Genomic DNA, 12,735 nt, shown 5'->3' on the forward strand with positions numbered 1-12,735 from the left:
TCAGCTCTCCTCTCCGAGCCGAAGCACCTCTCCGAGGCGCAACCGGCGGTTGTTCAGGGCCTCGACGGCGACCGCGAAGCCGAGGGCGACCGCCCCGAGCGCGAGCACCGCGGCGACCAGGCTGGGCTCGAAAGCCACCCGGACCGGCACACCACTGGTGAACGCGGACAGGCCGAGCACCGGGTTGAGCAGCAGGGGCAGGACCGCACCGACCAGCGCGCCGGTCAGCACCGACACCGCGACCAGCGGGGTCAACTCGACCAGCAGCAGCCCTCGCCACTGCCCGCGGGACAGGCCGAGGGTGCGCAGCCGGGACAGCACCTGGCCCCGGGCGCGCGCGCCGGCCAGCACGGTGAACGCGATGGCCAACAGCCCGAGCACGGTGCCGCCGACGGCGCCGGCCACGAACCCGAAGGCCAGCACCCCGTTCGCCCCGCCCTCGCCGAGATCCCGGCGGACCTCCGCCCGGGTGTCGACGGTGACTCCGATCATCCGTTCCCGACCGGTGACAGTGCCGTCCCGCTGGTAGCGCTCCTGCCCCTGGTCGCCGGCGACGCGCAGCGCCTCGGCGTCCAGCGGATCCCCGGCGATCAGCAGGCTGGTCGGCACGGGTGTGGTGGTACGCGTCGGCAGGGCCTGCCAGGGCAGGATCACGAACCGGCTGGCGTTCGCCGCCAGCATCGGGAAACTGTCCTCGGTGCCGGCCACCCGGAACTCGTACCGCTGGCCCTGCACGGAGATGAAGGCGGAGTCGTCCAGCCCGGCCTTGGCCAGGTCGGCGGCGACCGCCGGTGAGACGATCGCCGGCAGCGGCCCCGGGCCGGGCGCGGCGGTGCGCAGCGCGGCCGGAATCGACAGGTCCACCTGGGAGTCGCGGGCCACCTTGTCCAACCCCGAGCCGTCGACCAGCAGCACGTCCGTCTGCCCGATGAAGGCGTCGGTGCCGACCTCGTCGGACGCCAACCGCTCATCGTCCTCGTACAGCACCCGGGTGACGGCCCGGACCCCCGGCAGACGGCCCAGCTCGTCGATGGTGTCGGGTGCGAAGCGCTCCCCGCGGATCACCGCGTCGGCGGGCACGATCTGCGCGGCAGCCCGTTCCCGGCTCGCGTCGATGCCGGCGGCCACGACCGCGCAGAACGCCGCGGTGCCGATCGCCAGCACCACCACGACCAGCGGGGCGGCGACCGCCGCGCGGCCGGCGCGGGCCGTGCCGAGGAACGCCACGCTGCCCCGGGTCCGCGCGGCCAGCCGGCTGACCAGCAACAACGGCCAGGGGTACGCGCGCAGCGCCAGCACCGCCGCCGCGATCGCGAGGAGCACCGGCACCGACACGAGCAGCGGGTCCACCTCCCCGAGCGTCAGGCCACGCCGACGCAGCAGCACCGCGGCGAGCCCGGCCAGGAGCAGCAGGGAGACCTCGACGGTGAGCCGACGGGCCGACGGGCGCACCCGGATCAGGTCCCGGCGCCCCGCTCCGCCGGCCGGTACGGCCAGTGTCGCCAACGGCAGTGCCAGCGTGACCAGCACGGTCACGCCGATGACATAAGGCGTTGTTGGATCCGGGGCACCGGGGCACAGGGTGCCCAGCCACCAGCCCACCACTGCGGCGACCGGCACCACCAGCACCGATTCGGCGAGGCTTCGCCGGGCGCCGGCGGTGGCCCCACCCCCTCGGGCGCGCAGCAGCGCGAACTCCGAGCGACGTCGTCTGATGGCAAGGCTGGCCGCAAGCACGATGAGCCCCGCCAGGGTGGCCAGGACACCAGCCGCGATCACCGCGAGCAGGGTCCGGACGGCGTCGATCTGGGCGGCGAACGCGCGCAACGGAACGTCGACACCCTGGGTCAGGGTGAGCCCCGTCGGCAGGTTGCGCTGCATCACCTGCAGGCCGTCGATCATCTGGTCCAGCTCGCGTGCGTCGATCCGGTCGACGCCCAGTCGGTACCGCCAGTTGGACTGGATCGGCCAGCCCTCGGCGGCCCGCTTATTGAGGGGCGACTGCGCGACGACGCCGACGATGACGAACGGCTGGCCATCGCCCTGCGGTTCGATGATCCGCAGCAGCTGTGGCAGCCCGTCCCAGATGCCGTTGGCGCGGTCGACGGGGCGGAACAGCCCGGTCACCACCAGCGGGACACCGTTGATGAGTCTGCCCTTGCCATCGGTTCTGCCGATGCGCAGTTGGCTGCCGGCGCGCAGGTTGAGCTTGCGGGCCACGTCGACGTCGAGCGCCACCTCGATCGGCCGGTCGGGAACGTACGTCTCGCTCGGCCACGTCCCCTCGACGAGGGTGCTCGCTCCCTGAATGTCGGGCATGGCCCGCAGGCTCATGTCGACCAGCAGGTTGCGGGCCGCCAGGTCCGGCCCGACCACGCGGGCCTCTGCGGTCTGGACGCTGTACCACCGCTCGGTCACGGCCGAACGCACCGGCGGCGGCATCTCCGCGGCCAGGGCGTCGAACCGTTCGGCGGCGTCGCCCATCGCCGTCCGCCGCGACGTCGCGGGCTCAACGCTGGTGGAGTACGAGATGTCCCGGCGGGCGGCCGGCTCGCTGTTGAGTTGCGCTCGCAGCCCCTGTTCGGCGAGCCGGTTGACCAGCCGGGGCACTCCGCTGATCAGCAGCGTGACCACCAGGGTCAGCACCGCCAGCAGCAGGAACTGCCCCCCGTACGCCCGGACCCGCCGGACGGCCGCCCCGACGCTCATCGTTCTCCCCCGATTCGCAGCTGCACCGCCGCCACCCGCTGACGGATGCCGGTGGCGATGAACGCGCTGAAGGCGAGCGCCGCCAGCAGCAGACCGACCGCTGTCAGGCCGATTGGCACCCAGGGCAGCACGAACGCCGCCGGGGGTGTCGGCCGGCCGGCGGCCGGGGTGAGGATGACCAGTGGGGCCATCGTCGCGCCGACCGCGGTGCCGAGTAACAGCCCGACGCCCACGCCGATGCCGGCGAGGAACGTCTGCTCGGCGAGCAGCGCCCGAGCCATCAGCCGGGGCGTGGCGCCGAGGGTGTGCAGGACCGCGAACTCGCCGAGCCGACGCCGCGCGGTGGCCCACACGTCCACCATCAGGCCGACGAGGGCGAGCAGCACCGCGCCGAGCGCGGCGGCGAGCATGCCGGTACGCGAGCCGCGCCAGTACGGGTCGTCGGCGGCCGCCTCGATGGCCGCCTCCCGGTTGAGCACTGTGATGCCCGGGAGTGCGCTGACCGCCTGGGCGGCGGCGTTCGCGTCGGCGGCGCCGACCCACCATTCCGGTACGGGTCGCACCGCGCCGCTGCTCCGGATCATCGCGTCGACCGCGGCCGGCAGGTCCAGCAGGACGCCCTCGCCGGTGGTGGCCGGCACGGCGTCCAGCTCGCCGACCAGGTGCACCGGCAGCGTCGCCCCGGAGAGGGTCAGGTCGACGGTGTCGCCGACGCGCAGGCTCAGCGCGTTGCGGACCCCGGGGGTCATCAACACCGGTATGGGCTTGTTGTCTCCGCCCGGCACGACAGCGAACCGGGTGGGCGGCTGGTACGCGAACTGCCCGCCGGGGATCACGTCGACCGCGCGCGCTGCGGCGAACCCGGCGCCGGTGGTCCGTACCGGCATGGGCTCCTGCCCGAGGGCGGTCACGGCCCAGTCGCCGCCCAGTTCGGCCGGTTGCTTCGTGCCGTCGCCCTTGACCACCGTCAGCCCGTCCATCTGGAGCTCGTAGGAGTTGCCGGCGGCCAACCCACCGTCGGCCTCGAAGCCGGCCAGCCGCAGCCGCGCCCCGCCCAGGTCGGGCAGTCGCGCGGTGAACGGGGTGGCCCGGCCGTCGCTGTCGGCGTTGGCCGCCGGCAGCCGCAGGGCGAGCCCGTCGGGGGTGGTGACCAGCAGCGTCACAGCGACCTTCAGCGACCGGGCGGCGTTGCTCACCGGGGTACGGATCGTGCCGGTGATCTCACGCGCCCCGGCGGGCAGTTCGACGCCGGCGGGCTCTCCCCGCGCGCCGACCATCCTCCGGTACTGCTCCGCCGCCGACCCGTCGCCGAGGCGGTCGGCGAGCCGGACGACGCCCGGGGCGCTGGCCGGGTCGACACCGATCACGGTCGCCGGCAGGTTCTCCCGCCCGACCCGGATCTCGTCCCGCCACGCCGGCAGCACCCGGTCGACGCTCGGCAGCGCGGCGAGTTCACCGGCCCGGGTCGGTGGGGCGCCCCCGGTCCGTTCGGTCACCCGGAGGTCGGCGCCGACCGTGTGGCCGGCCTGCTCGACCTGGGACCGCTCGCCGGTGCTGATCAGCGACCAGGCCAGGGTGCTGCCGCCGACGGCGAGGGCGAGCAGCAGCACCGGGCCGGCGTGGGGACGCCGGCCGGCCTGCCACATGCCGAACATGGTGGCGGTCCAGGGGCGTCGGTCGACGAACCGCTCCGCGAACCGGGTGAGCGGCGGGAGCACCCGCAACGCCAGCACGGCACCGGCCAGCACGCCGAGCGTCGGGGCGGCGACCAGCAGCGGATCGAGCCCGAGCTGACCACCCGAACCGGCCAGCGGGGAGGCGTACCGGCGCAGCTGCACCCAGGCGAGCACGGCGAGCGCCACGAGCACCAGGTCGACGCTGGCGCGTTGGACGCCCGCGGCCCGGTTCGGCCGGGATCGGGCAGCCATGTCGGCGACGTACGTCCCGGCGCCACGCAGCGCCGGGAGGACCATGGCGACGAGGCAGCCGGCCGCGGTGGCCGCTGCCGCCGCCCAGACCAGTGTGGTGTTGCCTCCGGCGGTGGAGAGGTCGCCCGACCCGCCGGGTCGGATGTACCGCAATGCCTCACCGGCGATCAACGGACCGAGCACGGCCGCCGGGGCGACCACCAGTGTCGCCTCACGGGCGGCCAGGCCGGCCAACTGCCGACGGGCGGCGCCGCGGGCGCGCAGCAGTGCCGTCTGCGGGCGGCGGTCCTCGTGCAGCAGCGCGGCGACCAGCACCAGCGCGTACCCGGCGAGCACCAGAATGAGCAGCAGCGGGGTGGCCAGCGACGAGCGACCCACCAGGTCGGCGCGACCGATCCGGTCCAGCAACTGCGGCATCTTGGTCACCGTCTGCCCGGAGCTGCCCAGTTGGGCAGCCTCGGGCACGGCCGAGACCGCCTCGGTGAGGGCTTTCCGAACGGCGGGCAGGTCGGCGGTGTCGACGGCGCCGAGGTCCGGTTGGGCCAGCCAGGACACCGACACCGAGCCCGGGAAGGTGGCCGCGAAGTCGGCCGGGTCGAGCGTGAACGGCCCGTAGGAGGTGCCGGAACCGGCACTGCCCGCCCCCACGCCGGGGGCCAGCAGCCAGTACGCGTCCGACGGGTCGCGGGGCCGCCAGGTGCCGGCGAGCACCAACTCCCCGCGTCGTTCGGTGGCCCGGTCGCGCACCGGGACGCGCTCGCCGACGGTCAGGCCGAGGGCGCCGGCGACCCGCTCGGGCAGGCTCACCTGGACGGGGTTCGCTCCGGGGCGGGGCCAGGCTCCGCTGGTCAGCTCGGCGTGGCTGGCGAGGTCGGCGAGCGTGGCCAGGTTCGCGAAGACCGGTTCGTCGGCCGTACGCGGGATCTGCCCGAGGTCGCCGGTCAGTTCCCGGCCGGTGCCGTAACGGGCGGCGGTGACACTCACCGGGACGCCGCCGAGCCCGGTGGCGAACTCGGCTCGGACCGCCTTGTCCCGGGTTGCGAACTCGGCCGCGTCCCGCCCACCCGAGCCACTGACCAGAAGGCCGCGCTCCTCGGCGGGCGAGGCGGCGACCAGTGCCCGCTGCCCGGCGTCCACCGCCCGACGGTTGTAGTCGGACAGCCCCGTGACCAACGCGACGGCGACGAGGGCAGCGATCACCGCCGCGACCAGCAACCCTCGCGCCTCGCGGGCCCGCCTCCACACCAGCTTCATCCGACGCCTCCCCTGGCCCTGACGGGCCGACGACCATCAAGACAGGCCACCTACCGGGAAAGGTTCGCGCCCGTTACATGATCGTTATTGCGGGAGGGGTCAGCTCGGGCCGGCCAGCGCGCCTGGGCGGCTAACTGCCGCCTCTAAGGTTGCGGATGCCGAACACCACGGCGCCGAGTACGAGCACGACGCCCAGCAGTTGAAGGCCCGGCGAGTCGTCGGCCTCCCCGTGCACGATTCCGGCGACACCGAGGGCGACCACGAGGACGGCGGCGACGGTCAGAACGTACTTCATGGGGTTTCCTCCTCGACCCACTCCAGCAGGTCTCCGGGTTGGCAGTCGAGCACTCGGCACATCGCTTCGAGGGTGCTGAAGCGGACCGCCTTGGCGCGGCCGTTCTTCAGCACCGCCACGTTGGCGGGGGTGAGCCCGACGCGCTCGGCGAACTCGCCGACGCTCATCTTGCGCTTGGCCAACTCCACGTCGATGCGGACGACGATGGGCATCAGATCACCGCTTCCATGTCGGCCCGCAGGGTGGTGGCCTGCCTCAACAGCGCCCGCATCACCACCATGAGAAGCCCCAGCACGCTGACGCCCACCGTCAGCAGGAACAGCAGCAGTGGCAGCCCCGGGTCGTCCGCGTTGAACCCCACGTAGAGGAAGACACCCACGAGCACCACCCACGCGGCGGCGATGGCCCACACGATCGCGTCCACCCACTTCAGGGATGCTTCGGTGAAGATGCGGTCGCTCTTGACCAGGCTGAGCAACTTCCAGGTCGCGACGATGACGACCTGGACGCACAGCACCCAGAACACCGCCACGACCGTGGCCGGCCACCGGAGGTAGGCGTCCTGCGGCGATTCGGCGGCCATGTGGGCGAACTGTCCGGGCAGGGAGAAGGTCTGAAACAGGACCAGGACCCCGAACAGCACCACGAGGAAAACTCTGAGAGCGGCAACCGCTCGATGCTCCGTAACCATGCATCGAGTTTCACTCGTTATCTATCGAAAGTCAATCGGTTGCCGGAACGTCGACTCCCGCTCACGACGACGTCGGCCCGGGCGACGGCCTCGCCTTCTGGGGATAGAACGTCTCGTGACGGGCCAGCATGGCGACGAATTCGCGGATCTTGCGCTCGCGGGTCTCCGCCCGCTTCACGGCATTGAGGCGATGGATGAGAGCGAACCGGTTGGCCTTGGTGAGCACGTCGAGCATGGCCTGGGCGGCGGGATCGGCGGCGACCGCGGCGAGCAGGTCGGCCGGCACCTCCGCCTCCGACGGCGGGGCGTAGGCGGCCGCCCACCGCCCGTCCGCCTTCGCGGCGTCCACAGCGGCGCGGCCAGCCGCCAACATCCGCCCCTGCTCCTCCAGCCGGGCCACGTGCCCGACGTTGCGCTGAGACCAGGAACTGCGGGGCCGACGCGGGGTGAACCGGATCCAGGACGACTCCTCATCCCGCTTGCGCGCCTGCCCGTCGATCCAGCCGACGCACAGGCCCTCGTCGACCGCCTGCTGCCAGGTCAGCGTCGTGACCGTGCCGCCCTTCCTGGTCAGGGCGAGCCAGACACCGGGCGACGTGGCGTGGTTGGCCGACAACCACGCGCGCAGGGCGTCGGCGTCCGCGACGATCAACTCATCCAGTTCGGTGCTCGCCATGACGGCAGGCTAACCGCTGGGTCAGACGCCCGAGGCTCCGCCGGTCGGCCTGTCCGGCTCGTTGAGCTGGCCAATCCGAGCCTACCGCCGGCAGCGACCGAGAACACTCGGCCGGGCGGCCCTGTTGAGCTGCGCGTTCTCCTTCTACGGTGGCTTCTCGCAGGTCCTTGATGGCCCAACCCCTGGAGGTCCCGCTGTACGTCAACGACGCGTTCCTCGCCCACCACAACAAACCGGCACGGGCTCGGTTACGCGGCCTGGCCCGCAACCCCGCCATCCCCGCCGACCTGTTGCGGCAGCTCGTCGAGCAGCACCTGCAGGAGGTGGAAACCGCCCTGATGTTCCGTCTGGAATGGACCGACGAGCAGTTCGAGGCGCTGGTCGGCCACCCCGACCACAAGGTGCGCAAGATCCTGGCCCAGGCGGTGCATGTCACAGCCGAACAGCGGGCCGCACTGGTTGAGGACCCGGAACGGTCTGTGCTGTGGGCGCTCGCCGAGGGACCGATCTCGCTCCTCGCGTCGACGTGGACGCTACCGGCGGCGCTACCTGTCTGGGCGTACGAGCGACTTCTCGAACGGCATCCACGGCTGGGCCTGGCCATGGTCGATTCGCCGTGGGTGCCGCAGGAGCTGCGTGCCCGGCTGTGGCCGGGCGAATCACGAACGGCGCCGGCCGACGAACCACCGCCGGACCGTCGGGAGCTCGAGGCGCGGGCCGGCGACGACAGCGAATGGGTGCGACGCACCGCCGCCGCCGATCCCGACCTGCGTGCGGACCTCGTCGCCCGGCTGGCGGTGGACCCGTCACCCACTGTCCGGCTCGCCGTGTCGATGCGCCCCGAGCTCACTGAGGAGCAACGCGCGGCAATCGACTACCACGTCGGACGTGACGACCGGATCGAACCGGCCGTCTGGGCGACCAAGACCCGCGACCCGGAGATCCAGAGCCGCTGCGTGCGCTCGGCGCACACCGGGCTCCGTCGCAGTGTCGCCTGCAACCCCCACCTAACCGCCGACCACATCCGGGTGCTGGAAGACGACGACGACTTCGCCGTGCGGCTCCTGCTGTGCGAACGCCACTCGGGCGTCACCCACGAGGCGGTGCTCTACACCTACCTGGAGGCTACGACGGCGACCCGAGGCCGCCTGCTCGACCACCCCAGCTTCCAGCGGATCGAACTGACCCAGTTGGCAGAGTCGCCGGACCCATGGGCCCGAGCCCTGGTGGTCCGCGATCCCGAGGCAGCACCGCAGCTCATCGAGCGGCTCAGCCACGACCCGCGTCCAGAGGTGCGCAACTCGACGGCCGGTGACCCCCGACTGTCGCCGAGTCGCGTGCTCGACTTGTTCGACGATCCGGAAACGGCCGGAGCAGCCGCCGCCAACCCACACCTGCCGGTGCCGGTCATGCACAGAGTCCTCGTCGACGCCGCGACGCTCGCCGATGGAGGGGTCGATGGCAGACCGGCAGTGCTCCTGGGGCGGTGGTCGCCCGAGCAACAGTCAGACGAGGACTAGACCTGGCTACGTCCGTCGATCACAGGCAGGCTTTAGAACAGGTGTACGACAGTCTCAGACAGGGCAATTTCGTCTGGCATCAGACGATCTGACGTCGTACGATCGAGCGGTGAAGACCCTTCCTGCGCCCGAGCCGTGGACGGCTGCCCTTCCCGAGGCGACACCGCCACCCGACATGGCGATCTATCAACTCCCCACGGGCACCTACGAGACGCGAGCGGCATTTGCCCTTCGCGGTGGCTCGTTCCGTGACAAGCGGCAGTTCGCCGCCACCGCCATCCTCGTGCGGCACCCGAAGGGCGACTTCCTCATCGATGCCGGCTTCGGGGCCGACGTCGCCGCGCACGTCGCCATGCAGCCGCGGTTCGCCCGCGCCCCCTTCCAGAGCGCCCGAACCGTGCACGAGCAGCTCGATGACAGCGGTTACGACCGCACCAGGCTCCGCGGGGTGTTCCTGACGCACTCGCACTGGGACCACGCGAGCGGCCTGGACTCGCTCGACCTTCCGGTCTGGATGAACCGGGGCGAGCTCGAGTACGCCGCCAGCGACGGTGACGGAAAGGTCTTCCGCGCCGTCTCGCCCGGCCACGAGATCCGCGAATACTCCTTCGACGGCCCCGCGTACCTCGGCTTTTCCGCGAGCTTCGACGTCCACGGCGACGGTTCCCTGATGCTGGCGTTGGCCGGCGGCCACACGACGGGGTCCGTGGTCGCGTTCGTGACCCTTCCGTCCGGGCAGCGCTACGCGTTCATCGGGGACCTGGCCTGGCAACTGGACGGAGTCCACCGGCGGGTGGAACGCCCCTGGCTGCTACGGGCCCTCGCCGACAGCGACGCCGAACAGGTGCGACAGGGCATCCTGCGATCGGCCGCGCTGACCGAGCTGATGCAGGTCGTTCCGGCCCACGACCGGCGCGCCTACGAGGGAATCCCGCTGCTGTCAGGTGCGGCGCGATGACCGCTGGACCGGCGCCGTCGCTCGACTCCGAGATCACCTGGCTGTTGCATCGCGCCGCCCAACGGATGCACGTGGTGACCGGCGAACAGGCCGAGAGACACGGCCTGCACCTACGGGACTACATCGTGTTGAGCGCGCTCGACAAGACACCTGGGCTGACCCAGGTCGAGCTGGCCAGGACCCTCGGGCTCGACAAGACCACGCTGATGACCCAACTCGATCGACTCGAACAGAAGAATCTCGTCGTACGCCACTCCGATCCCCGCGACCGCCGGCTGCGCATTCCGGCGATCACGACCACCGGCGAGGAGGTACGGGCGCGGGTCGCCCACGCCAGCGAGGAGGCGGAGCGGAACGCGATGGCCGGCTTCAATCAGGCCGAGGTCGACGTGTTCCGCCGGATGCTCTTCGCGATCATCGGCACGGCGGTGGACCCGGGATCCTGCCTGTGATGCTCGGCGAGCACAGGTAGCTCGGCGCTCAGGCGTTCTCCTCGTCGGGAGATCGCTTGGCGCGGCTCGGCTGCACCCGCTTGGGTTCGCCGGGCATCTTCGGGTGGTCCGGCGGGTACGGCAGGTCGCCCTGACCGGCGGCGGCGTCCCGCTCGGCCCACTCCAGCAGCGGGGAGATGTCCCACGGTGCGTCGTCGATGCCGGCGTGCGGATCACCTCGCTCGGCGAGCCGGGCCGGCACGGTGCGCAGGTCGAAGTCGTCCGGGTCGACGTCGGGTAGCTCGTCCCAGCTGACCGGGGTCGAGACGGTGGCCCGCGCGTTGGCCCGCAGCGAGTAGGCGCAGGCGATTGTGCGGTCGCGCGCCATCTGGTTGAAGTCGACGAAGACCCGGGTGCCGCGCTCCTCCTTCCACCAGGCCGTGGTGACCAGGCCGGGGTTGCGGCGCTCCACCTCCCGGGCCAGCGCGATGGTGGCCCGGCGCACCTCGGTGAACGTCCAGCGGGGTTGGATGCGCAGGTAGACGTGCACGCCCCGACCGCCGGAGGTTTTCGGCCAGCCGGTCGCGCCCAGCTCGTCGAGGAGCGCGCGGACCTCGCCGGCGGCCCGCGCCGCGTCGGCGAAGTCGGTGCCGGGCTGCGGGTCCAGGTCGATGCGCAGCTCGTCGGGGCGGTCGACGTCGGCGGCCCGCACAGGCCACGGGTGGAAGACGATAGTGCCCATCTGCGCCGCCCAGGCCACGTGCGCCAGATCGGCCGGGCAGAGCTCCGCCGCGTTCCGACCGCTCGGGAAGGTGATCTGCGCGGTCGTCACCCAGGGCGGCACCCCCCGGGTGGGCACCCGCTTCTGGAAGAACGCCTCGCCCTCGACACCCTCGGGGAAGCGTTGCAGAGTGGTCGGTCGGTCCCGCAGAGCGCGCATGATCCCGTCGCCGACCGCGAGGTAGTAGTGGAAGACGTCCGCCTTGGTGAACCCCCGCTGCGGGAAGATCACCCGATCCGGACTGCTCAGCCGGACGGTGTGCCCGGCCACCTCGACCTCGGCGGCCGCAGCCTTGGTGCCACCCATCCCGCGACCTTATGCCACGCCCCCGACGTTCGACGTACCGTTGAGGGGTGAGTCTTGACGACAACGAGCTGCCCCGTACCGACGAAGAGTGGCGGGTCCGACTGACCCCCGAGGAGTTCCACGTCCTGCGGGAGGCCGGCACCGAACGCCCGTGGACGGGCGAGTACGTGGACACGAAGACCCAGGGGGTCTACCACTGTCGCGCCTGCGGGCTGGAGCTGTTCTCCAGCGACACGAAGTTCGACTCGCACTGCGGCTGGCCGAGCTTCGACGACGCCATCCCGGGCCGGGTCAAGGAGATCGAGGACCGCACCCTCGGCATGGCGCGTACGGAGATCCGCTGCGCCCGCTGCGACAGTCACCTCGGGCACGTCTTCCACGGCGAGGGCTTCACCCCGAAGGACACCCGGCACTGCGTCAACTCGGTCTCCATCAAGCTGGAACCCCGCTGACCCGGACACCCAGGGCGTGACCGCGTGACAGTGTTCAGGGCGTACCCGTACCCCTGAGCAGCTCGACCTCGGCGGTCCGGGACTGCTCGATCCGCCGGGCCAGGTCGCGGACCCGTTCGTTGCGGCCGACGCCGACGTGGGATCGGGCCAGGTCGGCGGCCGATCGCTGGTGGTCGGCGAGCACGTCGCGCAGCACTCGGTCGACGTCCGCGTCCGGCGCGGTCCGCAGCCGGTCGAGGGCGGCGTCGTCGCCGTGCCCGTCGTGGTGGTGTACCGCCGCGCTGGCACCTGGCCCGGTCGTGGGCAACCAGGCGCGCATGGCGGCCAGTTCGTCGGCCTCGGTCGCCTCGACGGCGGCGGCCAGGGTGCGCAGCGCGTCGTCGCGCACCCGGTCCCGGGCCAGCCGGACGATCTGCAGGGTGCGTTCGCTGTGCCCGACCATGGTGCTCAGAAACACCACGTCGATCCCGCTCATCGCGTCCGCCTCGATCGCGGACCCGACGCCCGCGGACCCGGCACCTGCGGACCCGGCCGCCGCCGAGCCGGCCGGGGACGCGGGGGCCGGCTGAGGCAGGGCCGACGGGCTCGACGTGGGAGATCCGGCGCAGGCTCCGGTGAGCAGCAGAGCGGCAACGAGGGACGCCAGCGGGGTACGGCGGGGCATGCCGGTTGCTCCGTTCACGCGAGGGCGGCGACACGGGTGCGACCAGGGGCCGCACGCGACACGGGTGCGA

The 12,735-nt window shown here is 72.2% G+C and carries 12 protein-coding genes; 4 read left to right on the forward strand and 8 right to left on the reverse strand.

The window, feature by feature from the left end:
- From FB453_RS22850 to FB453_RS22870, 6 genes are all read right to left on the reverse strand, one after another.
- Complete coding sequence (locus FB453_RS22850; RefSeq protein WP_145793229.1) at positions 1 to 2,709, reverse strand: FtsX-like permease family protein; 2,709 nt, start codon at positions 2,707 to 2,709, stop codon at positions 1 to 3.
- Complete coding sequence (locus tag FB453_RS22855; protein ID WP_145793232.1) at positions 2,706 to 5,891, reverse strand: ABC transporter permease; 3,186 nt, start codon at positions 5,889 to 5,891, stop codon at positions 2,706 to 2,708. The genes FB453_RS22850 and FB453_RS22855 overlap by 4 nt, the downstream gene beginning before the upstream one ends.
- Before the next feature lie 130 nt (positions 5,892 to 6,021).
- The gene (locus tag FB453_RS34330; protein WP_181548603.1) at positions 6,022 to 6,186 is read right to left on the reverse strand and encodes a hypothetical protein; all 165 of its coding nucleotides are present in this window, start codon (positions 6,184 to 6,186) and stop codon (positions 6,022 to 6,024) included.
- Positions 6,183 to 6,398 carry a helix-turn-helix domain-containing protein gene (locus FB453_RS22860; RefSeq protein WP_030336216.1) on the reverse strand — a complete coding sequence of 72 codons (216 nt, stop codon included), beginning with the start codon at positions 6,396 to 6,398 and terminating at the stop codon, positions 6,183 to 6,185. Before FB453_RS22860 ends, FB453_RS34330 begins: the two co-directional genes overlap by 4 nt.
- Positions 6,398 to 6,832, reverse strand: coding sequence for a DUF2975 domain-containing protein (locus FB453_RS22865; RefSeq protein WP_486480394.1), 435 nt, complete (start codon positions 6,830 to 6,832; stop codon positions 6,398 to 6,400). Before FB453_RS22865 ends, FB453_RS22860 begins: the two co-directional genes overlap by 1 nt.
- A gap of 106 nt (positions 6,833 to 6,938) precedes the next feature.
- Positions 6,939 to 7,553 carry a YdeI/OmpD-associated family protein gene (locus tag FB453_RS22870; RefSeq protein WP_145793237.1) on the reverse strand — a complete coding sequence of 205 codons (615 nt, stop codon included), beginning with the start codon at positions 7,551 to 7,553 and terminating at the stop codon, positions 6,939 to 6,941.
- Between the two features lie 170 nt (positions 7,554 to 7,723).
- Here FB453_RS22870 and FB453_RS22875 point away from each other — a divergent pair, with 170 nt between their 5' ends.
- The 3 genes from FB453_RS22875 to FB453_RS22885 all read left to right on the forward strand — a co-directional run bounded on the left by FB453_RS22875 (position 7,724) and on the right by FB453_RS22885 (position 10,483).
- Positions 7,724 to 9,073: a hypothetical protein gene (locus tag FB453_RS22875; RefSeq protein WP_145793240.1), complete on the forward strand. Its 1,350-nt coding sequence runs from the start codon at positions 7,724 to 7,726 to the stop codon at positions 9,071 to 9,073.
- Between the two features lie 109 nt (positions 9,074 to 9,182).
- Positions 9,183 to 10,031 carry an MBL fold metallo-hydrolase gene (locus tag FB453_RS22880; protein ID WP_486480395.1) on the forward strand — a complete coding sequence of 283 codons (849 nt, stop codon included), beginning with the start codon at positions 9,183 to 9,185 and terminating at the stop codon, positions 10,029 to 10,031.
- Entirely contained in the window at positions 10,028 to 10,483 is a 456-nt protein-coding gene (locus tag FB453_RS22885) for a MarR family winged helix-turn-helix transcriptional regulator (protein ID WP_225855433.1), read from the forward strand. The genes FB453_RS22880 and FB453_RS22885 overlap by 4 nt, the downstream gene beginning before the upstream one ends.
- Positions 10,484 to 10,511: 28 nt before the next feature.
- On the opposite strand, the gene ligD is transcribed toward FB453_RS22885, so the two are convergent.
- Positions 10,512 to 11,549 carry a non-homologous end-joining DNA ligase gene (ligD, locus tag FB453_RS22890; protein WP_145793242.1) on the reverse strand — a complete coding sequence of 346 codons (1,038 nt, stop codon included), beginning with the start codon at positions 11,547 to 11,549 and terminating at the stop codon, positions 10,512 to 10,514.
- Positions 11,550 to 11,596: 47 nt separating this feature from the next.
- Between ligD and msrB the strand changes: the two genes are divergently transcribed.
- Positions 11,597 to 12,001: a peptide-methionine (R)-S-oxide reductase MsrB gene (msrB, locus tag FB453_RS22895; RefSeq protein WP_091400676.1), complete on the forward strand. Its 405-nt coding sequence runs from the start codon at positions 11,597 to 11,599 to the stop codon at positions 11,999 to 12,001.
- 34 nt (positions 12,002 to 12,035) lie between these two features.
- Here the strand turns inward: msrB and FB453_RS22900 are convergent, their stop codons facing one another.
- Entirely contained in the window at positions 12,036 to 12,665 is a 630-nt protein-coding gene (locus FB453_RS22900; RefSeq protein ID WP_145793244.1) for a DUF305 domain-containing protein, read from the reverse strand.
- Positions 12,666 to 12,735 lie beyond the last annotated feature (70 nt).

The organism is Micromonospora sp. CNZ322 (assembly GCF_007827755.1).